The organism is Flavobacterium coralii (assembly GCF_019891545.1).
GTDB lineage: Bacteria > Bacteroidota > Bacteroidia > Flavobacteriales > Flavobacteriaceae > Flavobacterium > Flavobacterium coralii.
Map to the genome: position 1 here is coordinate 343,378 of NZ_JAHDIU010000004.1, position 22,876 is coordinate 366,253.

Annotated in this window: 14 protein-coding genes and 2 tRNA genes; 7 read left to right on the top strand and 9 right to left on the bottom strand. The window is 41.2% G+C overall.

The features are described from left to right. The first annotated feature begins 92 nt into the window (after window positions 1-92). The 3 genes from KJK34_RS08965 (at window position 93) to KJK34_RS08975 (ending at window position 3,925) form a co-directional block, all read left to right on the top strand. Complete coding sequence (locus KJK34_RS08965; protein ID WP_223053519.1) at window positions 93-1,604, top strand: alpha/beta fold hydrolase; 1,512 nt, start codon at window positions 93-95, stop codon at window positions 1,602-1,604. Between the two features lie 7 nt (window positions 1,605-1,611). After that, entirely contained in the window at window positions 1,612-2,109 is a 498-nt protein-coding gene (locus tag KJK34_RS08970; RefSeq protein WP_223053520.1) for an NADPH-dependent F420 reductase, read from the top strand. 241 nt (window positions 2,110-2,350) lie between these two features. Next, window positions 2,351-3,925 (top strand): tetratricopeptide repeat protein, encoded by a 1,575-nt coding sequence (locus KJK34_RS08975; RefSeq protein ID WP_223053521.1) that lies wholly within the window; start codon window positions 2,351-2,353, stop codon window positions 3,923-3,925. 41 nt (window positions 3,926-3,966) lie between these two features. Here the strand turns inward: KJK34_RS08975 and KJK34_RS08980 are convergent. From KJK34_RS08980 to mutS, 3 genes are all read right to left on the bottom strand, one after another. Continuing rightward, a tRNA-Leu gene (locus tag KJK34_RS08980) sits at window positions 3,967-4,052 on the bottom strand. A gap of 17 nt (window positions 4,053-4,069) precedes the next feature. Then, a tRNA-Gly gene (locus KJK34_RS08985) sits at window positions 4,070-4,142 on the bottom strand. Window positions 4,143-4,303: 161 nt separating this feature from the next. Beyond that, window positions 4,304-6,910: a DNA mismatch repair protein MutS gene (gene mutS, locus KJK34_RS08990; RefSeq protein ID WP_223053522.1), complete on the bottom strand. Its 2,607-nt coding sequence runs from the start codon at window positions 6,908-6,910 to the stop codon at window positions 4,304-4,306. A 129-nt stretch (window positions 6,911-7,039) separates the two neighbouring features. Here mutS and KJK34_RS08995 point away from each other — a divergent pair, with 129 nt between their 5' ends. Together KJK34_RS08995 and KJK34_RS09000 are read left to right on the top strand one after the other, a co-directional pair. After that, on the top strand, window positions 7,040-7,588 hold the full coding sequence (locus KJK34_RS08995) for an RNA methyltransferase (protein WP_223053523.1): 549 nt from the start codon (window positions 7,040-7,042) through the stop codon (window positions 7,586-7,588). Window positions 7,589-7,605: 17 nt separating this feature from the next. Beyond that, window positions 7,606-10,470, top strand: coding sequence for an Ig-like domain-containing protein (locus KJK34_RS09000; RefSeq protein WP_223053524.1), 2,865 nt, complete (start codon window positions 7,606-7,608; stop codon window positions 10,468-10,470). A 3-nt stretch (window positions 10,471-10,473) separates the two neighbouring features. On the opposite strand, the gene KJK34_RS09005 is transcribed toward KJK34_RS09000, so the two are convergent. Together KJK34_RS09005 and folK are read right to left on the bottom strand one after the other, a co-directional pair. Next, window positions 10,474-11,097: an HAD hydrolase-like protein gene (locus KJK34_RS09005; protein ID WP_223053525.1), complete on the bottom strand. Its 624-nt coding sequence runs from the start codon at window positions 11,095-11,097 to the stop codon at window positions 10,474-10,476. 2 nt (window positions 11,098-11,099) lie between these two features. Beyond that, a complete protein-coding gene (gene folK, locus KJK34_RS09010) occupies window positions 11,100-12,233 on the bottom strand; it encodes a 2-amino-4-hydroxy-6-hydroxymethyldihydropteridine diphosphokinase (protein WP_223053526.1) in 1,134 nt (377 codons plus the stop codon). Between the two features lie 155 nt (window positions 12,234-12,388). Here folK and sppA point away from each other — a divergent pair, with 155 nt between their 5' ends. Then, window positions 12,389-14,161, top strand: coding sequence for a signal peptide peptidase SppA (gene sppA, locus KJK34_RS09015; RefSeq protein ID WP_223053527.1), 1,773 nt, complete (start codon window positions 12,389-12,391; stop codon window positions 14,159-14,161). 56 nt (window positions 14,162-14,217) lie between these two features. Next, the gene (locus tag KJK34_RS09020) at window positions 14,218-16,884 is read left to right on the top strand and encodes an AsmA-like C-terminal region-containing protein (protein ID WP_223053528.1); all 2,667 of its coding nucleotides are present in this window, start codon (window positions 14,218-14,220) and stop codon (window positions 16,882-16,884) included. A 270-nt stretch (window positions 16,885-17,154) separates the two neighbouring features. Here KJK34_RS09020 and KJK34_RS09025 read toward each other — a convergent pair whose 3' ends face one another. The 4 genes from KJK34_RS09025 to KJK34_RS09040 form a co-directional block, all read right to left on the bottom strand. Continuing rightward, on the bottom strand, window positions 17,155-18,171 hold the full coding sequence (locus KJK34_RS09025) for a T9SS type A sorting domain-containing protein (RefSeq protein ID WP_223053529.1): 1,017 nt from the start codon (window positions 18,169-18,171) through the stop codon (window positions 17,155-17,157). 133 nt (window positions 18,172-18,304) lie between these two features. Next, window positions 18,305-18,646 (bottom strand): T9SS type A sorting domain-containing protein, encoded by a 342-nt coding sequence (locus tag KJK34_RS09030; RefSeq protein ID WP_223053530.1) that lies wholly within the window; start codon window positions 18,644-18,646, stop codon window positions 18,305-18,307. Between the two features lie 110 nt (window positions 18,647-18,756). Beyond that, on the bottom strand, window positions 18,757-19,920 hold the full coding sequence (locus tag KJK34_RS09035) for a beta-helix domain-containing protein (protein ID WP_223053531.1): 1,164 nt from the start codon (window positions 19,918-19,920) through the stop codon (window positions 18,757-18,759). An 86-nt stretch (window positions 19,921-20,006) separates the two neighbouring features. After that, the gene (locus KJK34_RS09040) at window positions 20,007-22,730 is read right to left on the bottom strand and encodes a TonB-dependent receptor (protein ID WP_223053532.1); all 2,724 of its coding nucleotides are present in this window, start codon (window positions 22,728-22,730) and stop codon (window positions 20,007-20,009) included. Between the last annotated feature and the right edge of the window lie 146 nt (window positions 22,731-22,876).

The window sequence follows — 22,876 nt, forward strand, 5'->3', positions numbered from 1 at the left end:
CACCTAAAGGTATGTATTATACTTTTAGGTAAGCAAAATACACCTGAAAAATAAAATAGTAAAATTTGTATTGAAAATAAAACAATACAAATATGAACAAATTAATTGTAATCCTGGTTTTACTGTTGTCTTCCTTACCTTCATTTTCCCAGCACAATGCAGGCACCAAAGGAAAAATACTAATGATAGTCAGCAATCCGGCTGTAAGCAAACAAACCAACTGGCCTATAGGCGTATGGTATTCAGAATTAACCCATCCGTACTGGATATTTTCAGAAAATGGCTACGCCGTAGATATTGCAAGTTTAGATGGCGGAGAAATTAAATTTGATTCTTTTTCAGATCCTGAAGATGAAAGTGGGTATGCTGCTTTTGATTATATATCACTCGGCTTTAAAAAAGACCCAAATAAGGTGGCAATCATCAAAAATTCAATAAAATTATCTGCTGTTAATCCTCACGATTATAAAGCAATATTTGTATGCGGCGGGCAGGGACCTATGTACACCATGTACAGGAACAAAGAGATAGAAAAGTTTTTCTCTGATTTTTACGAAACAGGAAAGCCATCTGCAGCTATATGCCATGGCACCTGCATTTTGCTTACCACTAAAGGCAGCAACGGCAAACTATTGGTAGAAGGCAAAAAGTGGACAGGCTTTGCAAGCAGCGAAGAACAGTATGCCGATAATTATGTGGGAATGAAAATACAACCCTTCCGCATAGAGGATGAAGCTAAAAAAATACCCAATACCACATTTGTTACTGGGCATCCTTTTGAAGCCTTTGCCGTAAAGGACGGCAACCTTATAACAGGCCAGCAACAAAATAGTGGTGCGGCAGCAGCTACCCTGGTTATTGATGAGCTGGAAAAACAGAAACAGAATTATCCGACTTATGTACTTGTACATGGCGCATGGGCCGATGAAAGCGCATGGGGCTTTGTGCGCAACAGCCTTGCCGTTAATGCAAATGTAGAAGTTATAAACCTGCCCGCGCACGGCATTGATTTAACAGATGCAGCTAAAGTATCGTTATCAGATTATGTTGAGACAGTAGAAAACCGCATCAGGAACTATAAGGGCAAAGTAATACTTGTCGGGCACAGCATGGCGGGCATAATCATATCTCAGGTAGCAGAAAATATGCCTGATAAAATTGATAAACTTATCTATGTGTCGGCCTATCTCCCAAAAAACGGAGAGGATATTCTATCATTATCCAAAAAAGACAAGCAAAGCCTTGTGGGCAATGCACTGCAATTCAATACCGGTTATACCGCTGCAACCATTAAAAAGGATGTTATAGCACCTGCTGTTTGTGCCGACTGCCCTGATTACATGAAAGACATACTGGTTAAATACCACAAAGAAGAACCCGTTAAACCTTTAGGAGATAAGGTAACACTCACAAAGGTTAAATTCGGCAGTATACCCAAATACTATATCCATACAACTAATGACAAAGCAGTAGGCTATGCCCTGCAGCAACAAATGGTAAAAGATAATGGCGGTATTAAAGAGACATTTATGATGAACACTTCGCACCTTCCATTCGTTGTAAAGCCGGATGAGTTTGTAGCAATCATTAAATCTATAAAATAATTTTTAAATGAATATAGCAGTAATAGGAACAGGAAACGTGGGCGGTGCTCTGGCACAAAAATGGGCAGGCAAAGGCCACACAATTTGTTTAGGTGTAAGGGATATGGGAGGCTTTAAAGGAAACGCGATAGTAGCTCATGAAAATATTAAGGCACTAAGCATTGACGAAGCAGTACAAAAATCGGATATAATTTTACTGGCAGTACCCGCTGCTAACACCATAGAAGCTGTTAAGGCACTGGGCGACACCACCGGTAAAATAATTATAGATGCCATGAATATCATTATGAACAAAGGCCCGGAAGGGTTTACCAATACATCAGATGCTATATTAGCGAACACACAAACAGAAGATGTTGTTAAGTGCTTTAACACTACAGGCTATAACAATATGGCCGATACTGTTTATGATGATATGCAGATTGATATGTTTGTTTGCGGCAACAGCACTAAGGGCAAAGAAGCGGCAACAGCACTAAGGGCAAAGAAGCGGCAACACAGTTAGCCATTGATGCCGGGTTTGGCAAATGCTATGATGTTGGCGGAAACGATAAATTCCTCCTTATGGAACAATTTGCCTGGTTCTGGATTAACCTTGCCATGTTTCAGGGGCAAGGCAGGGAGATAGGGTTTAAATTGTTAAGCAGGTAGAGAATAAGCCTTAAATATTTAAAGCTCCGCTATGCGGGGCTTTTTTATTTTATGTTAATTTTATAATTATATTAGCCCGACCAACTGACCAAATTATGACTACCAAAGAGCTTATAAAAAAAGCAGAGCAGCTTTTTAAAGAGAAAAAATATCAGGAAATAATTGACCTTCTACCTGATGAATTATTAGCTGAACATAATAGTGCAGAACTTTATGCTTGGAGAGGGAGAGCCTATAACGGATTAAATAGTTTTGATAATGCATTAGAAAATGCTAATAAGGCAATTGAACTTGATGGACAATCATATTTGGCTTATCATGTTAGAGGATATATTTGTCATGAAAAAAATGAATTTAATAAAGCTATAGAAGATTACACCAAAGCTATTAGGATAAATCCTAAATATGAAGACGCTTATTATAATAGAGGAGTTGTTTGGGATGAATTAGGGGAACTGGATAAGACCATAGAAGATTACACCAAAGCTATTGGGATAAATCCTAAACATGCATACGCTTATTATAATAGAGGAAATGCTTGGTATAAAAAAGGGGAACTGGATAAAGCCATAGAAGATTACACCAAAATTATTGAAATTGATTCTAAATATGCGACGGCTTATTATAATAGAGGAATTGCTTTTAGCGATAAAGGAGAACTCAATGAAGCTATTAAAAATTATCAAATATATTTAGACTTAACCCTTGAAGAAAACGATTACTGGACAAAACAGGCAAAAGCAAACATTCAAGAACTGGAGCGAAAAATTAAAAGTCCTGATTATGATGACATAACCAATATTGTTGATAAAATAAAAGAAGCCTTAATTTTTGAAGAAGATTGCATAACTCACTACACTTCCCTATCCACCGCAAAAATATTAATTCTTAAAACAGGCAGTACATTTAGGATTTCGGAAGGCGCATTTTTAAATGATACATCGGAAGGAAGGGCGTTATTTGATTTTTTAACCGACTTCCACATTACTGAAACAACAAACGACAAGACAATAGCAGAACCTTTTACCGAAAAACCTTTTATTGGGAGTTTTGTACCTAAAACCAAACATGATGACCTTACCCTATGGCGTATGTATGGAAAGGAAAGCGGCACAGAAGCAAAGGGTTGCGCACTTACTATAGACAGGGAGAAGTTTGTTGACGCAATAAAAAAATCTATAAAAGCCAATAACACAGCGGAAAACTCATTAACAAATGATGACTTCACTTTTTACAGGGTAGCATATTTGGAGAAGAAAAACAAAAAAACTCATTTTTTGATACCGGGCGTTAGCACTAAAACTGCAAAACAATTAAACGAACTGATGTCAGAATTATCAGAAGAAATAAAAAAGGTTAAGCCCGAAGACAAAATAATCATTACAGAAAAACTTAATGAAATAGCCTATTTATTTAAAAGTGCCGATTATTTGTTTGAACATGAAGTACGCCTGATAATTGATGGTGTTGGCTTTGCAAAAGGCATTGATGATGAAACACCCAAAGTATTTATTGAATTGGTTGACATACGCCCGGCATTACACCAGATAACATTAGGGCCTAAAATAGAAAAAGCCGAAGAATGGGCCTCTACATTTAATTACTACCTTAAGCAAAACTACGAAAACTTGAACACCAAAATAGTCATTTCACATTTGCCTTTTAAGTAAAACAAAAAAACCCTGACATTGCTGTCAGGGACTATAGTTTGTACTCAAGGCGGGACTTGAACCCGCACGGGCATTACTGCCCACTGGATTTTAAGTCCAGCGTGTCTACCAATTCCACCACTCGAGCTTAATTAGGTAGTGTTGAGCGAAAAACGGGATTCGAACCCGCGACCTCCACCTTGGCAAGGTGGCGCTCTACCAACTGAGCTATTTTCGCATTATATCAATTACCGCTGTTTGGTTCAGTATTGCGAGTGCAAATGTAGCACATAATTTTATTTTTGCAAGTGTTTTTCGAAAAAAAATTCATCAAAAAACATAACCAATTGATAACGTTATCCTTAAAAATAAACTTTTTTTTCGCCCGTATAACCCTGCCTACCGCGCCAGCATCCGCTTAATCTCGTTAAGCTTCATTAAAGCCTCTACAGGGGTAAGGGTGTTAATGTCAATATTGATTATTTCTTCTTTAATTTCTTCCAGTAGCGGGTCGTCAAGATTAAAAAAGCTAAGCTGCATTTCTTCTTTAGCCGATGCCTTTATATTGGCAAGCGCTTCGCCGCTGTGGTCTTTTTCCAGCTTTTTAAGCATTTTTTGGGCTTTCTGAACAACGGTTTGCGGCATACCCGCCATCTTGGCCACATGAATACCAAAGCTGTGCGCAGAGCCGCCTTTTACAAGCTTGCGTATAAACAGCACCGTATCTTTTAATTCTTTTACAGAAACATTATAATTCTGTATGCGGGCAAATATATCCTGCATATCGTTGAGCTCGTGGTAATGCGTGGCAAAAAGCGTTTTGGGCTGTGCCGGGTGCTCGTGCAGGAATTCGGCAATGGCCCAGGCTATAGATATACCGTCATAAGTGCTGGTACCGCGCCCAATCTCGTCAAGCAATATCAGGCTGCGGTCGGATATATTGTTAAGGATGCTGGCTGTTTCGTTCATCTCTACCATAAAAGTAGATTCGCCCATAGAAATATTGTCGCTTGCCCCTACCCTGGTAAAGATTTTATCTACCACGCCCATGCGAACGCTACCGGCAGGCACAAAGCTGCCCATCTGCGCCAGCAGTACAATAAGCGCCGTTTGCCTTAATATTGCCGACTTACCCGACATGTTGGGCCCGGTTATCATAATAATTTGCTGCTGCTCTCTGTCAAGGTATACATCGTTGGTAATGTATGGCGTGCCAACGGGCAGTTGCTTTTCTATCACGGGGTGTCGCCCATCTTTAATTTCCAGCTCAAAACTGTCATCAATTTCCGGGCAGATGTATTTATTATCCAGTGCCAGTTGTGCAAAAGATGCCAGGCAGTCTACCTGCGCAATTAGCCCCGCATTAAGCTGAACCGGCTTGATATAGGTGCCTATCCATACCACAAGCTGTTCAAACAGGCGCGTTTCTATCTGCTGTATCTTTTCTTCGGCACCCAGTATTTTTGTTTCATACTCTTTCAGCTCTTCCGTAATGTAACGTTCTGCGTTCACAAGAGTCTGTTTACGAATCCACTCTGCAGGCACTTTATCTTTATGCGTGTTGCGTACTTCTATATAATAACCAAAAACATTATTAAATGCTATTTTAAGCGATGTAATACCTGTGCGCTCTGCTTCCCGTTTTTCTATACCATCAAGAAATTCTTTCCCGCTATAAGCTATACGGCGCAGTTCGTCAAGCTCATCGCTTATACCTTTGGCAATGGCATTACCTTTTGCTATGCTTACGGGCGCATCGGGGTTAAGCGTTTCCTTAATTTTTTCACGAAGCAGGTCGCAGCCGTGCAGGCTGTCGCCGATAGCTTTTAATGCATCGTTCTTACTCTCAAGTGCCAGGTGCTTAACTGGCACAATGGCATCAAGGGAGTCTTTAAGGTAAATTACCTCACGCGGACTAACCTTGCCCGTGGCGATTTTAGAGATAAGCCGCTCAAGGTCGCTTATCTGCTTTACCTGCTGCTGTATTTTTTGCAGCACATTTTTATTTTCTGTCAAATACGATACTACCTGGTGGCGTGAACGTATTTTGTGGGCATCCTTAAGCGGAAGTGCCAGCCAGCGCTTTAAGAGCCTGCCGCCCATAGGCGAAAGCGTACGGTCTATAACATCAAGCAGGGTTACGGCATTAGGGTTATTGCTTTGGTACAGCTCCAGGTTGCGGATGGTAAAACGGTCCATCCAAACATAGGCATCTTCCGCTATGCGCTGAATGGCGGTTATGTGCTGCACTTTGTTGTGCTGGGTTTCGCCAAGATAATAGAGTACGGCTCCCGAAGCTATTACACCTTCCGGCAGTTCATCTACACCAAAGCCTTTGAGCGAATTGGTCCCGAAATGGGTGGTAAGGCTTTCAAAAGCATAATCTTCTTTATATACCCAGTCCTCAAGGTAAAAAACGTGGTAATCGTCGCCAAAGGTGTCACGGAAGTTGTTCTTTTCGGCTTTTGGCACGAGTAATTCGCTTGGGCTGAAGTTTTGCAGGAGTTTATCTATATACTCCTCATTGCCCTGTGCGGTTAAAAACTCGCCGGTAGAAACATCCAGGAAAGAAATCCCTAAAGTTTTACGCCCGAAATATACCGATGCTAAAAAATTATTTGATTTGGATTGCAGCACCTCATCATTAAGCGATACACCGGGCGTTACCAGTTCGGTTACCCCGCGCTTAACAATGGTCTTGGTCATTTTAGGGTCTTCAAGCTGGTCGCAGATAGCAACACGTAGCCCCGCCTTTACCAGCTTTGGCAAATAGGTATTAAGCGAGTGGTGCGGAAACCCCGCAAGCGCTGTTTCGGTTTCGCTGCCGTTGCCGCGTTTGGTAAGCACTATGCCCAGTATGCCCGCCGCCCTTATAGCATCTTCACCAAAAGTTTCATAAAAATCGCCCACGCGAAACAGCAGGCAGGCATCAGGATATTTAGCCTTAATGCTGTTGTACTGCTTCATTAAAGGAGTTTCTTTTGCGCTTTTATCTTTAGTTGCCAAGGGTATCTGCTTTTTAATTAACCAAAAGGCGAATTTAATCAAAATACCAAAAACTAAACAGCTATGTTGGTAAGTGGTGGATAAGTAAACAGCAATAATGCTTACATTTGCTTTTTATGCAATTTATAAATGAGAAAACTGGAAAACAGCGAACTGGGAAGAAAAAGCATTGAAGATTTTAAGCAGGCCGAAAAAACACCGCTCATCATTATACTGGATGACATACGCAGCCTGCATAACATCGGCTCTGTGTTCCGTACCGCCGATGCCTTTCTGGTAGAAAAGGTTTACCTGTGCGGCATAAGCGCCACACCGCCAAACAAAGAAATAAACAAAACAGCGCTTGGCGCTACCGAAACTGTTGCCTGGGAATACCGCAACGATGTGGTGGAACTGATAAAAGAACTCCGCGATAACGGCACCGAGGTATGGGCTATAGAGCAGGTGGATACCGCGGTTTACCTTAATGGATTTGTACCGAAAAGCAACAGGAAATATGCTGTTATATTCGGCAACGAAGTTAAAGGAGTACGGCAGGAAGCTATACAGCTTTGCAACGGAGCGATAGAAATACCCCAGCTTGGAACTAAACATTCCCTCAACATTTCAGTTAGTGCAGGCATAGTTGTATGGGATATCTTTCAAAAAAACTATACACAGGCTGATATGCAGCCTTAACTTGCTATTTTTATAAAATGAACTTTATTTACCCTGATAATACCACTTTTTGTTTTAAGCTGCTTTTTGCCGGATTACTTGTTGCCCTGCTTTTACCATTTACGGCAATGGCACAAAACAACCAGCCTCCTGTGCTTACAGCTACAGGCAACCAGGTGTACTGCCCCGGAAGCACTAATTTTATAACCACCGCATTTAATATTACCGATCCTGACGATACAGGGCTTGAGGCTATTTATATCCAGATCTCTTCGGGCTACCAGAATACTGAAGACGTGCTTTCACTAAACGGGACACTGCCCGGGCTTACCGCATCATGGAGCGCAGCTGAAGGTAAGCTCACCATATCGGCAACCAACGGGCAGGATGTTTTGTATGCCAATCTTATAAACGCGGTTCAGAATGTTATTTACACCAATACCGCGACTAACCCCACCACAGGAACGCGAACTTTTTCGATAACTGTGGGCCAGGCTAATTACCTTGAATCTACCGGGCATTATTACTTATATGTACCCAGCCAGGGCATTAACTGGAATGCCGCAAGGGATGCAGCCGAAGCAAGCACGTATTATGGCTGGCAGGGCTATCTTGCAACAATACTTTCGGCAGACGAAGCACAGCTTATTGGCGAACAGGCTCTTGGCACAGGCTGGATAGGCGGCACCGATTCTCAAACGGAGGGAGTATGGCGTTGGGTTACAGGCCCAGAAGCGGGAACTGTATTCTGGAATGGGGGCATTAACGGCAGTACGCCTAATTATGCCTTTTGGAATACAGGCGAACCCAACAATGCAGGCGATGAAGATTATGCGCACATAACAGCACCCGGCGTAGGCATACCCGGCTCTTGGAACGACCTGCCGGTAAACGGCAGTGGCGGGCCTTATGTGCCACAGGGCTATATCGTAGAGTATGGCGGCATGCCCGGCGACCAGCCGCTGCAAATTTCGGCAACAACAACCATGCAGGTAGTAGCCATTACAGGCACAACACCGGGGCAGGCCTGCGGCAGCGGCCCTGTTACATTACAGGCAACCGTTTCGGGCGGGATTGTGCGCTGGTACACGAGTGCTACAGGCGGAACCCCTGTTTCTACAGGCTCAAGCTTTACAACACCTGCCATAACAAGCAGCACTACTTACTACGCCTCTGCTTATGGTGCCGACTGCGCTACAGGGCCTCGCACCCCTGTGATAGCTACCATAAACCCATTACCGACACTAACAGCAAACAACCCACAGACTATCTGCGGAAGCGGTACTGCACAATTGCAGGCTACACCATCTGCAGGTACTGTAAGCTGGTATAATACCGCTACAGGCGGCACTGCTATTGGCACGGGCAACAGTATTACAAGCCCAACTATAAGCGCTACAACAACATTTTATGCCGAAGCCGTTACAACAAACGGCTGCGTCTCGGCACAGCGCACTCCTGTAACGGTAACTGTAAGCCCGTTGCCATCGGTAACATCAAACAACAGTCCCGTATTGTGCGGGCCGGGCACGGCAAGCCTTACTGCTACCGCCAGCAGCGGAGCAATAAGATGGTTTACCGCAGACTCGGGAGGTACGCTTATTGGTGAAGGCACAACCATCATAAGTCCGCATGTTAACCAGACAACCACTTTTTATGCAGAAGCTGTAACTCCGGAGGGTTGTGTATCACCTACACGCACACCTGTTACCATAACCATTAACCCCGATGTTGTTATCAATGCTACACAACCCGTATTTTATATATGTGAAGAAGGCAGCGCCACACTTGAAGTTACTACTGATAACCCTAATGCTACCGTTAACTGGTATGATTCCGAAACAGGCGGAAGCCCGCTTGCTACAGGAAACAGCTATACTACACTTTTTTTAAATACTGACACTGTTTTTTATGCAGAAGCAGTATCTCCCGAAGGATGTGTGAGCGATACCCGCACACCAGTTTCGGTTGTGGTGGCACAAAGGCCGACGGTATCAGCAGACAGTGATGCTACTGCCTGCATTGGCAGCAGCGCACAGTTAGAAGCTACACCATCTGCGGGTACAATTAACTGGTACACCGAAGCAACAGGCGGAACACCTGTAGGCACAGGTGAATTTTTTACCACACCGCCGCTAACGGAAGATACTGTTTATTATGCTGAAGCAGAAAGCAACGACTGTACTTCATTAACGCGACAGGCAGTAAGTGTAACTGTTGTGCCGCTACCCGAAGCACTACCTGATGAAAATGTTACGTTTTGCGAAAAAAGCAGCTATGAACTTAATGCCGAAATTACAGAACCTGTAACCTACTTATGGTCAACCGGGGAAACTACTTCAAGTATTGATATAACCGAAGCAGGCGTTTATACGGTTACACTAACAAATGCCAATGGATGTACCGACACTCAAACATTTACGGCAACCACATTGACCGCACCGCAAATTACAACCGTACAGGTAAATAATATAGATGATGCCACCATTATAATGCAGGACAACAGCCAGGCTTATGAATATTCTTTAGACGGGATTGACTACCAGGCTTCTCCGGTTTTCAGGGGACTAAGACAGGGCACATACATAGCATTTGCGCGTTCGTTGAATGGTTGTGGTGTTGACACACGCAACTTTACCGTGTTGCTGGTACAGCCGTTCTTTACACCAAATAACGATTCGGTAAATGATGTTTTCAGCATAGCAGGTATGGAAAATTATCCTGATGCCACCGTTACGGTTTTTGATCGCTACGGCAAGCTGATAACAAGGCTGAACCGCAGTAACCGATTTTGGGATGGTACCTTTAACGGAAACAAATTACCCGCAACAGATTACTGGTATGTAATACAACTCGACAGGTTCTCGCCTGAAATAAGGGGGCATGTAAGCCTTTTAAGATAGTTTTCAGATGATTTGCAGTAAATCCTGCGGTGTATTCAGAACATAATCAGGCGGAGTTGCTGTTAATACTTCCGGCGCATCATAGCCCCATGCTGCCCATGCTATAGGTATGCCGCATTTACGGCAGGCTATAATATCGCGTAGTTCATCGCCTACATACAGTACCTCATCGGGCCGGAGCTTTTTTTGCTTCAGGAATTTTTTCATCAGCCGGTGCTTGCCAAAAACCTTACTGCTGGTGTATATTTCAGGACAGGGTACATTTTGTAATTGAAAAAATCCGCTGATGTTTCGCGCTGCGTTAGTTGAGAGTATCGCATAGGGCATTTCTTCTTTAGCCAGATTCCCTAATAAATCTTCAATACCGGGATTAAAGGTAAGGTGGTGAAGCGACTTGCCATACTGCTGTATAACATAGGCAGCAATAAAAGGTATTTTATAAACAGGCACATTTAACTCGCGGCAACGGCTTCTTATGCTGAGGCTTCGCAGCTTTTCTATATTATGCGCTTCTATTTTGGTGTAACTCCTGCGTGCCGCAAGTTCATTATAAACAGAAAACACTACCGATTTACTGTCGGCAACAGTACCGTCAAAATCGAAGAGGATGTATTTAAAGCGTACCATTGCTAACCGAGTTGTTCCTGTATCTTATCGAGTATCCAGATATAATCTCCCTGATCATTTACAAAATCACGATTGGAAACATCTATCAATAAAACATTTAGCCCCGGTTGCGATTTTATATAATCAAGGTAGCCGCGATTTATTTTCTCCAGATACTCCGGCTGGATGTCCTGTTCATAAGCACGTCCTCTTTTTTTAATATGCTGCAACAGCCTTTCGGTATTCTGGTACAGGTAAACATACAGGTCGGGCTTAGGCATTTCTTTATAAATAATATCAAACAGCTTGCGGTACAAGCGGTATTCATCTTCGTTAAGAGTGACTTTAGAAAAAATGAGCGATTTAAAAATATGGTAATCGGCTACAATAAAATCCCTGAAAAGGTCAAACTGCGCCAAATCATCCGATAACTGATGGTAGCGGTCGGCCAGAAAAGCCATTTCCAGTGAAAAGGCATAACGCTGCTGGTCTTTATAAAATTTGGGAAGGAAAGGGTTATCTGCAAAACGTTCTAATACAAGTTTTGCATTAAAGTCTTCTGCTATTTTACCCGAAAGGGTTGTTTTGCCGGCACCTATATTGCCCTCTATAGCCAGGTAGTTCATGGCAGAAAGGCTGTATTTCTTCAGCGGAAGCGCTAAAGAGCCCACTTTATTTATAGGGCTTTCGTCAGTCGATGCGCCTATGAGCTGCGTTATTGTTAAACCCGATACAGGGTGCTCCCACAGCGGCGCAACATCTTTTAGCGGGTAAAGCACAAAACTACGCCCCTGCATACGCGGATGTGGCACCTGCAAGGTATCAGTTTGAAAAACCTCATCATTAAAAGCAATTATATCAATATCAATTGTCCGTGAGGAGTAGCCACTCCCCTCCTGTCGCACACGGCCCGCATTATTTTCTGCTTCAAGTAATGCTGCTAGTAAATCCTCAGCCGTTTTTTGGGTATGGACGACAATGCAGCAGTTGTAAAAGTCGTCTCCGTTAAAGCCCCAGGCAGGAGTTTCATAAACAGCAGAGACACTTACCACAGTAGCGATATGGTGATGTATATACGCTATACAGGCTTCGAGGTTACCCTGCCTGTTGCCTATATTGCTGCCTAATGATAATATTACACGGTTTTGAAATTGCATAAGAATGCAAAATAACTAAAAACAATTGGTAAACCTGCACCGGCAAACCGTAGTGTTGATAAATTTTAAAATCCTGTAATATAGTTATAGTTTAATTGCAATGTAACATAATACTTACTTTTGCTACATATAGTAAAATTATAATTTAAAACAAGATGCAGTTTTTAAAGAATGTACTTTCCACCATAGTGGGGCTATTTATGTTTTGCGTAATAATGTTTTTTGTACTCATTATTATAGGCATTGCAGCCGGTGGCGGCGATAAGGATGTTGTCCAGGTAAAAGAAAATTCGGTAATAGAGCTGGATATAAGCAAAGTAAGCCAGGACTATGCGGGTATCTTTTACAGCGATGAGTTTGCTTTTCTTAACGAGGAGCGAACAGACGGTTTTACCGATGTGCTTAAAGCCATAGACGCCGCTAAAAAAGACGATAAAATAAAGGGCATTACCATAACCAACAGCTACAGCATGCTGGGCATGGCTCAAAACAAGGCACTACGGGACAGGCTGGTTGAGTTTAAGAAGTCAGGGAAATTTATAGTGGCCTATTCTGATACGTACACACAAGCTGACTACTACCTTAGCTCTGTTGCGGATACGATTTATATGAACCCTGTTGCGGAGCTCGAGTTTAAAGGGCTATCCAGTGAGGTGATGTTCTTTAAAGACCTGCAGGAAAAGACGGGCATAAAGATGGAAGTAATCCGTCACGGTAAATTTAAGGCTGCGGTAGAACCGTATTTAAGTAATGAAATGAGTCCGGAAAACCGCGAGCAGCTTACCACATTGCTTAACTCTATGTGGAACAGCGTGGTAACAGATATAGCTGAAAGCCGTAAAATACCGGCTGACAGCCTTAACAGTATAGCCAATAACCTTTCTGCGCGCACGCCTGAAATGGCAAAAGAGCGTGGCCTGGTAGATAAAATTGGTTATATAGACCAATTTCATGACGGGATTCGCAAGGCTTTGAAAATCAAAAAGGACGAAGAAATTAATACTGTTGACATCCTTGATTATGCCGAAGCAAACAAATTCAGCGATTTACTTAGCGGTGCAGATGATGTAATTGCGGTTGTATATGCACAGGGTGAAATTACAGGCGGCGAAGGCGGGATAAACAACATTGGCGAAATAGCCATGCGCGAGGCGCTAAAGACTGCTGCTGACGATGAAAATGTAAAAGCTATCGTACTCCGTGTAGATTCTCCGGGGGGCAGCGCACTGGCCTCTGAACTGATATGGAGGGATATTGAGCTTGCCAAGAAAAAGAAGCCTGTTGTGGTTTCTATGGGTAATCTTGCAGCATCGGGCGGTTATTATATTTCGTGCAATGCCAACAGGATTTTTACTGAACCAACCACCATTACAGGCTCTATTGGTGTGTTTGGGGTTCTGCCAAACTTTACTCAGCTAAGCAAAAACATAGGCATCCATACTGAGCAGGTAAACACGCATAAACATTCATCGGGCTACAGCCTTTTTACCCCGCTTGAAGAAGATACCCGCGAGGTAATACAGCAAAGCGTGGAAAGCGTTTATGATACTTTTATTACCCGCGTTGCCAACGGCAGGAAAATGACAAAAGAGCAGGTAGATGCCATGGGCCAGGGCCGCGTATGGTCGGGTACTGATGCGGTTAAGATTGGCCTTGCAGATGAGCTTGGCGGACTTGACGATGCTATAGCCTATGCAGCAAAGCTGGGCAAAACCACCAGCTACACCACCAAAAATTACCCTGAATATGAAAGAAACCTTGAAGACCTGTTTGCCGGGCTTACCGGCATGCCGTTTGCCAAAACAAGAGAAGAGTTTATTGCTGAAGAAATTGGCGAAGAAAATTACAGGGTTATAGAGCGCATAAGGCGTGTAAGTAAATTAAGAGGTACACAGGTTATACTGCCTTATGAAATAACCATCAGGTAACACACGTTATATACTTTGCAGCTTTCTTTGTATATTTATAGCAAACGATAAGAACCATGGTTAAGAAAATATTAAAGTGGACCGGCATAATACTGCTGGTCCTTATCATTCTGTTGGCCGCAGCGCCGTTCATTTTTAAGGATAAAATAAAATCGATGGTAACCAAGGCTATTAACGAGCAGGTAGATGCTACTGTAGCTTTTGAAGATGTGAGCCTGAGCCTGTTCCGCGATTTCCCTATGGCAAGCGTGCAGATAGAAAAGCTTAGCGTTATCAACAAGGCCCCTTTTGAAGGTGACACACTTGTTTATATGGGCGAGGTAAACCTGAGCATGTCTTTAAAAGAACTTTTTAAAAGCGAAGGTGAAGCCATGAGCCTTGAATACCTTGCCACTAAAGACGGTGTTGTGAACATTCTTTTTAATGAAGACGGTTTGGGTAATTTTGATATTGCCCTGAAAAACCAGGAAGAAAAGCCTGCCGATGAATCTTCTGAAAGCAAGCCGTTTGCTTTGGACATGAAAGACTATAAAGTAGAGAACCTCCGCTTCCGGTATTTTGATGCCCGCTCTAAAATCAATATGGTGATAGACAGCCTGTACCATGAGGGGCACGGCAACTTTGAGCAAAGTAAACTGGACCTTGATACAGAAACCACAGCCAACCTTACGCTGGATATGGATAAAACCAACTACATGCGTAATGTGAAACTGAAACTGGATGCGGTACTGGGGCTTGACCTTGAAAACAGCATTTATACATTTAAAGAAAATAAGGCATTTATAAACAAAATGCCGCTTGAGTTTGACGGCAGCCTTGCGCTAAGGGAAGAAGGGCAGCTTTTTGACCTTACTTTTAAAACGCCTACATCATCCTTCAGTAACTTTTTAGCGCTTATACCACAGGCTTATGCCGGAAGTATAGAATCGGTTAAAACCGAAGGTGACTTTACCATAAATGGAAAGGTTAACGGCATGTACAGTGATACTACCGTACCTAAATTCAACATTGCCATAGCTTCTAACAATGCCTCGTTCAAATATCCTGACCTGCCAAAATCAGTTCAGGATATTGTTATCGATACTAAAATTATAAACGAAACAGGTATATTAAACGATACATATATCAATCTTGATAAGCTGTCATTCCGCATAGACCGGGATGTATTTGATGCCAGGGCTACCATTAAAAATGTCGTTGAAAACGCTTTGGTAGCAGCCGACCTTAAAGGCACTATAAACCTGGGCAGTTTAGGGCAGGCTTATCCTGTAGATGTAGATGTACCGCTTACGGGAATACTTAGAGCAGATGTATCTACCAAATTTGATATGCAGGCTGTAGAGAAAAGTGAATATGAAAAGATAGACAACAGGGGTAGCATCAGTATTTCTGGTGTCACTTATTCTGGTGATGCATTGCCAAAGCCTGTTAAAATTGCAAAGGCCGACCTTCAGTTTAACCCAAGCCGCGTAAACCTTAGCCAGTTTACAGCTACAACAGGCGCTTCGGACATGGCGCTAAGCGGAACATTGGATAACTTTTATGGTTTCATGTTTAAAGACCAGGTGCTTAAAGGTAATTTCAGCATGAAGTCGGACAAGTTAGTTGTTTCCGATTTTATGGCACCTGAACCTGCAACAAAACCTGCTGAAACTAAAAAGGCAGCCGATACTAAACCTGCTGCCACAACCGGCGAAAGTGTAAAAATTCCTGCTTTTTTAGATTGTACTATAGCAGCACAGGCCAATACTGTAGTGTATGATAACCTGAACATGAAAAATGTTTCGGGTAAAATGATTATTAAAGATGAAGCTGTAAACATACAGAACCTTAAAACAAATATGTTTGAGGGGCTTATTACTGCTAATGGTACTGTTTCTACCAAGGGAAAAGTGCCTGTGTTCAATATGGATTTAGGCCTTAATAAAGTAGATATACCGCAGGCTTTTACCCAGATAACCATGCTAAAATCTATAGCGCCGATAGCGGAGGTTATTACCGGAAGGCTTAATACGGATATTAGCGTTTCGGGTAACTTAGACCCTAAAGAAATGACACCCGACCTTAAAACCCTTACCGGAAGCCTTGCCGGGCAACTGCTTAATACAGGTGTTAAAGCCGATAACTCGAAGTTATTGAGCACGCTTGACAGCAACGTGAAATTCATAGATTTTGACAAGCTAAAGCTGGACAACCTAAAAGCTAATATGACATTTAATGACGGAAAGGTAAACATTAAGCCAATAGACTTTAAGTACCAAGACATTCCGATACAGGTAAGCGGGCAGCACGGTTTTGACCAGAGCATGAGCTATAATGTTACTTTTGATGTTCCTGCAAAGTATCTGGGTAATGATGTCAATAAGCTATTGAATTCTTTAGGCAGCGCAGAAGCGAATAAGATATCGGTGCCTGTAACGGCTGTACTTACCGGTAGCTTTAATAACCCTAAAGTAAGTACCGACCTTTCTAAGACCGTTACCACACTTACACAGCAACTGCTACAGCAGCAAAAAGAAAAGCTGATAAACAAAGGAAAAGAGCAACTTGGTAATAAGCTTCAGGACCTTATCGGCGGCAATAAGAACAGCTCTGACACTACAAAAGCGACAATACCTACTACTAAAGAGGAAGTTAAAGAAGAGGTTAAAAAACAAGCCGAAGATAAAGTTAAAGGGGCCGTAAGAGACCTATTTAATCGCAACAAAAAAGATAAAAATTAGCCTGTCTAAAAGATTGATCAATATGATAAATCCCCTGTTAAATCAAAGCAGGGGATTTTTATTATCATCTGCTTATACTATCCTAACGAAGTAAATCTATATTTTGAAGCATAAATCCTATTGGATAAAATCACTACAGGCTGAATATAGTTTATTATAGGTATAAAGCTAATTACTTATAACTGTAATGAATAAAAGGCTCTATAATAGCAAATAAAAAAAGGCTGCCATGAAAATGACAGCCTCTTGTTATAAGTATAGATATCTAAATTATTTTACTACAAGTTTTTTAGTAGCTGTTTTGCCTTCTTCAGTAACTTTAACAATGTAAACACCAGAAGTTAGCGCAGACACGTTAACAGTACCATTAATAACCTGAGCAGTTAAAACCTGCTTACCTAATACATCATAAACAGCAACTGTTTTATCAGCGTTGTTATCAGATGTAATGTTAAGCACATTACCTGTTAATGGGTTAGGATATACTTTTAAGCCTGCAATGTTGTTTTGATTGAGGCTGTTAGTAGCGGCAGGAGTTACATCTTCCCATGCAGTGCTAACCCTTATTTCGTCAATTTCTATATTACCAGTACCTGTGGTAGTAGTTCCACCCTGCCTGATAGCAAATCCCATAATTGTTTCAGCAGCACTTTGTGTACCTGTATTATTAGTAACATCAGCAGCAAATTCTGCCTGACCTAATGCAGGGTTAACCCACATGCTTGCTGTATTGTTTTCTAAAGTATGCTTAACAACAATCAGGTAAGTAGTGTTAACTAAATACTCAACATTTATGTATGTGGGAGTAGCACTACCACCACCACTGTTAAGAATACCAAAGTTAACCGTGTTATCGCCAGCTCCTTTCTTGATATATACCCTTCCATATAAGCCACTAACACCGCTTGAGCCTACTGTTTCAGTAACACTTAAAAAATAATCTCCGCTTACAGCAGCATTATCATGTAAACCTTCAGTATTTTGTACTTTAACTAAAGCTGAGTAATACACCACACTTGTAGCAGCTTCTGCAAGAGGTTTATTAACGTCTTCATTCTGCCCTGAAGCTATCGCAATCCTGTTACCTGAAGATGCAGGGAAACCTGTATATGATAAGCTATTGCCATTGTCAGAAGTTGTTTCAAGAATAACAAGCTGGTCAGCAGTTCCACTGTGGGTTGTCCAGCCGTTGGTACTTAATGTACCTGTTCCTGTAAAAGAGTCGAATGTTTGTCCGAAAGACAAACCTGCTACCAATAATAAAGATAAAGAGTAAAATTTTTTCATACTGTTTCGATTTTAAATTGTTCTTACTTTCAGTAAACAAATATAAAAACAAAAAAGTAAAGCAGGAAAAAACTTAAACTAAAATTAAGATTGTATTAAGAGTGATTTATAATCTCAGGCAAAAACATTACAACTACTTAACTATCAGCTTTCGTGTTGCTGAAGCATCACCTTCTTTAACTTTGATAATATACACACCAGGAGTAAGCGATGCAATATTAAGTTCTTTGCCTGTAATACTGGCCTGTAATATCTTTTTACCAAGCACATCATAAACTTCTACATCTTTAGACTGCATGTTTTTAGATGTAATATATATCCTGTCAGCACTCACCGGGTTAGGATAAATGTTTAACCCTTCGATGGTTTGAGAACCACCGCCATTAGCTGTTGATCCTTTATTTTCCTGGGCTGAAGCACCAAGTGTAAAAAGGAAAAACAGTAGTAAGGTGATATAAAAGTATTTTTTCTTCATGCTGATGATTGATTTGGTAAATATATAAAATAATTTCAAATATTATACCAAAAAAACATCTGCCTTTTGAGCAGATGTTTTTTAATATATCTTTATGACAATCAGACTGATTAGAAAGAATAACCTGTCCAACCAAATACTGTAGCGTCAGCACCTGTGTTAGTAGTACCTTCAGTAATTGTAGCACCACCAACTGTAGTGTTTTTAACAGCTCCGCCTGCAAGGCTTGAATCTACAGTATAGTTGATTGTAGTAGCATCGTTAGCATCACCAGCTGAATCTCTAAGATCGATAAGGTCGCTTACAACAACACCAGCACCAAACTTAGCATAGAAGTTATTGATAGTAGCAGTTGCACCCCTTCTAACTTTGATAACGTCAACCATTGTAGCATCTGAAGCAGCTGCATTGTTGATTATAGTCATACCATTTACAGTAAAGTTAGACTGGTTGATATCAGTTGGAGACAAACCGTCAAGGTTACCGTCAGCTTCAATACCCCTTGGATCAGAAGTTACAGCAAGGTAACCTGCTTCACGAACACCATAAGCATTTGTTATAGTACCGGTGTAACCCTGAGAAAAGTCGAACATATCATCTGTACAGTTTACAACAAGTATGTTAGAAGCATTTACAGTACCACCAAAAAATTCGATAGCATCGTCATCACCAGCTTTAATCATGATGTTGCTTAGGGTTGTACCACTACCAACACCGTTTAGTGTAAGGCCATTGTGCTCAGCACCATCGTCAATCCTTGCACCAGTATATTCTATAACAACATAGTCAAGTATACCAGAGTTGTCAGTTGCATTGTTACCACCAAAAAGGATAGCAGTGTTTATCTCTGTTGGAGCTTCGCTAACTGCACCATCCTGACGGCTGATTGGAGCACTACCGTTAATAATTACACCACCCCAGTCACCAGCAGCAGGAGTAGCTGCATCAGAAGTGAAGGTAATAGGAGCATCAGCAGTACCGTCAGCAATAATTTTACCACCACGCTCTACTAATACATATACGCCTGTACCACCTGCAATAGCTTTGATTGTAGTTCCGGCAGGTATTGTAAGGGTTGCACCATTTCTAACAATAAGCGCACCTGTTAAAGTATACTCTACATCAGCATCAAGAGTCATGTCTTGTGTAACGTTACCTGCAAGGTTTTGCTCAGTGTCAGGATTTGTGTTGTTGTTGTTTGAATCGTCATCACTAGAGCAGCTTGCAAATACAAGAGCTGCAGCAGCTAACATAGATAAGAATTTTGCTTTCATTTTTAAATAATTAAATTGTGTTATTTATCGATTGCAAAGCAACAGTTGTTATTTAAACAAACCGTGTGCTTAATATTAACTAATGGTTAAAATTTATATGATAATCCTAAGCTAAGGTTAACGCCTCTTTTATAAGTTGCAAGTATAGTTTCAGGAGCTATTGAACCAGCTTCACGTATTAACTGGAAGTCAGGATTAAGAAGGTTTTGTGCCTTAAGGCTAAGCCCGAAGTGTTCTCCTAAAGATGACTTTGCAATAAAATCAAGTGTAGGTATACCCTTTTCAATGATATTCTCATAACCCCTTGTACCTATAGAATATATCCTGTCACTAAAGTAATTAAATACAACAGATGTAGTTAGGTCATAATTCTCACCCTCTTTAAAAAATGTAAGGTCTGCATTTGCAAGTACAGGAGAAGCTCCCTGTAGCTCATCTTCATCTTTTGTAAATTGCGGCAATGTAGCCTCAAGCTTTTGATTAGTGTGCAGGTATGAAATGTTTAATCCTCCCGAGAATAGTGTTTCTTTTCCGGTTTCAGTACTTTCTACCTTATATATATTAACCTTAGTTTCAAGTTCTATACCGGCTACTGTAGCTGTGCTTCCTGTGTTGAAGAAAGTAAGTGTGTTGCCCCCTACAGGAATTTCAGAACGGTTAACAGGGTTATCTATATTTTTGTAAAAAGCGGTTACTGCAATAAGTTCGTCGCTTGAAGGATAAAATTCATATTTCAGGTCAACGTTATAGGTTTCTGCAGGCACCAACTGGTTGTTACCTTGTACTGAGAAACTTACATCCTGATATTTAAACGGAGCAACCTCTATAAACTGTGGCAATGTATAACTCATACTTCCTGCAAGGCGTAGTATGTTCTTATCATTAAGTGAATACTTAAGGTTTAAGCTCGGTAATATGTAATCCTCGTCAATAATTGCGTCACCAAATGTTGCATTAGTAGCAATGTTAGTATTATAATCTACCCTTTGGTAAACATTTTCATACCTCACACCGGCAGATAATATTAAGTCGGGTGTAAATGAATGGTTAAAAATAGCATAACCCGCATATATATTCCTTAAACCATCATACCAGAAAGGATCAAACGCGAAAGGGTTATTTTGTGTAGAAGCACGTTCGGTTTGAAGGCTAAATAAGTTATTATCCAGAGACTCCTGGTTAAATAGCCCGTCAAAATTATTAATGTCGATTGATTGCGATGAGTTAAAGAATCTGTGGGTAAATATTGTAGCATCAAATTCCCTGATTGAGTGTCTTGCATTTAAACCAAAATTGATTTTTGATTCCTGCTCATTCATAAAGCTGTATGAGAAAACAGCCCTTCCTGCTAACTCATTTTCTTTCATCTCGTCAAAATAACGCTGGTGGTTACCGGCACTGTCAGAATTTGGCCTGTAGGTACCATCGCGGAAAAGCAATTCGTTAGACCTCCTGTCAGGCTCGCTTGAGCGGATGATGTTGTAAGTAACCCCCATATCAAGGTTCATCTTTTCGCTAAGCTGCATTTCAGAAATTAACTGGTTAACAAATATATTGTTGTTGTTAACCTGCTGCCTCCTCAGGTAAGCAAGGTCGGTAGCCTGTCCGTCAGCTCCGTTAAAACCGAAATAGTTACCTAAATCCTGTACATTGTCATGCACATAAAGCGTGTTAAAAGAAAGTGTGTTAAAAGTATTATACCTGTATTTAAAGCTTCCCATAGCTATCTGGGAAACATTATAGGTATAACGCTCAAAATCCATATCCTGTATAAGAGCCCCCTCATTACCTGTCTGCCTCACAACTCCTTCCCTGTACAGGTAGCCGTTGCTAAAAGACCCTGTAAGGAACATACTAAGGTTATTGTCTCCTATCTGGAACCTTTTACCTCCCGAAATACCTAACGAGCTATTAAGCTGTGTAGACTGCATGTTAGGGTCTAAAGAGTTTTCAAAAGTATATTCATTAAGGTTATCTACAGGTATGTTATTGTCAGTAAAACCTGTAAAAGTACCTCCGTCAATAGTAAAGAAATCTTTACTTACGGTTTGCGTGTTAATGCCGCTTCCTACTCCTATCTCTATATAGTCATCACCGGTAAATTCTTTAGATATAATATCAATGTTCGCACCGCTCACATCACCATACAACTCGGCGCCGAAAGTTTTGTTTACACCAATGTTTTTTATAACATCAGAAGAAAAGAAGTCAAGCGATATATTTTTGGTACTTGGCTTTTCAGATGGTAATGGCAGCCCGTTTAATGTAGTAGAGTTGTAACGGTCGCCCAATCCGCGAACAAATACGTTTGTTTCGCCCTGTTGTTTAGATATACCGCTTACTTTGGTAAGTGCCGATTCCGCATCACTCACACCCTTACGTGACATCTCCTGCGCACCTATGCTTTGTTTGATAGTCACCGCGTTCTTCTGCTCCAGTAAAAGTGCCGACTCTTTTTCGCGGTTAACGGTTTTTTCTATAACAACATCTTCAAGTTGAACGCTTGTAGAACCCATTGCCTGATTTATCGTTTTGGTTTCGCCTGCAACAATGGTAACAGGCATTTCTATAGTTTCATAACCTAAAAAGCCAAATACAAGTGTGTGGCTGCCTGCAGGCACTTTAAGGCTGTACTGGCCGTTTTCATCAGTATTGGCACCAATGTTTGTACCTTTAATAGCAACGCTCGCAAATGGCAACGTTTCGTTATTAAGGTCTTTGTCGGTAACAGTTCCTGTTATCGTACCCGTGTTTTGAGCAAAACTTAAGGTGAAGATAAACAGGGAGATAAATAGAAATTTAAGTTTCATCGTGTGTTGTTTAAATTTTGGTGCAAAGAAACCCCACTCATCCAAATGCTATGTTACCAAAAAGTTACCTTTGGATTTAGTATTTATTACCAAATTGTTAACAGATTAAATTATAGTTAAGCCGTTTCTTACTTTTGTATTATCTT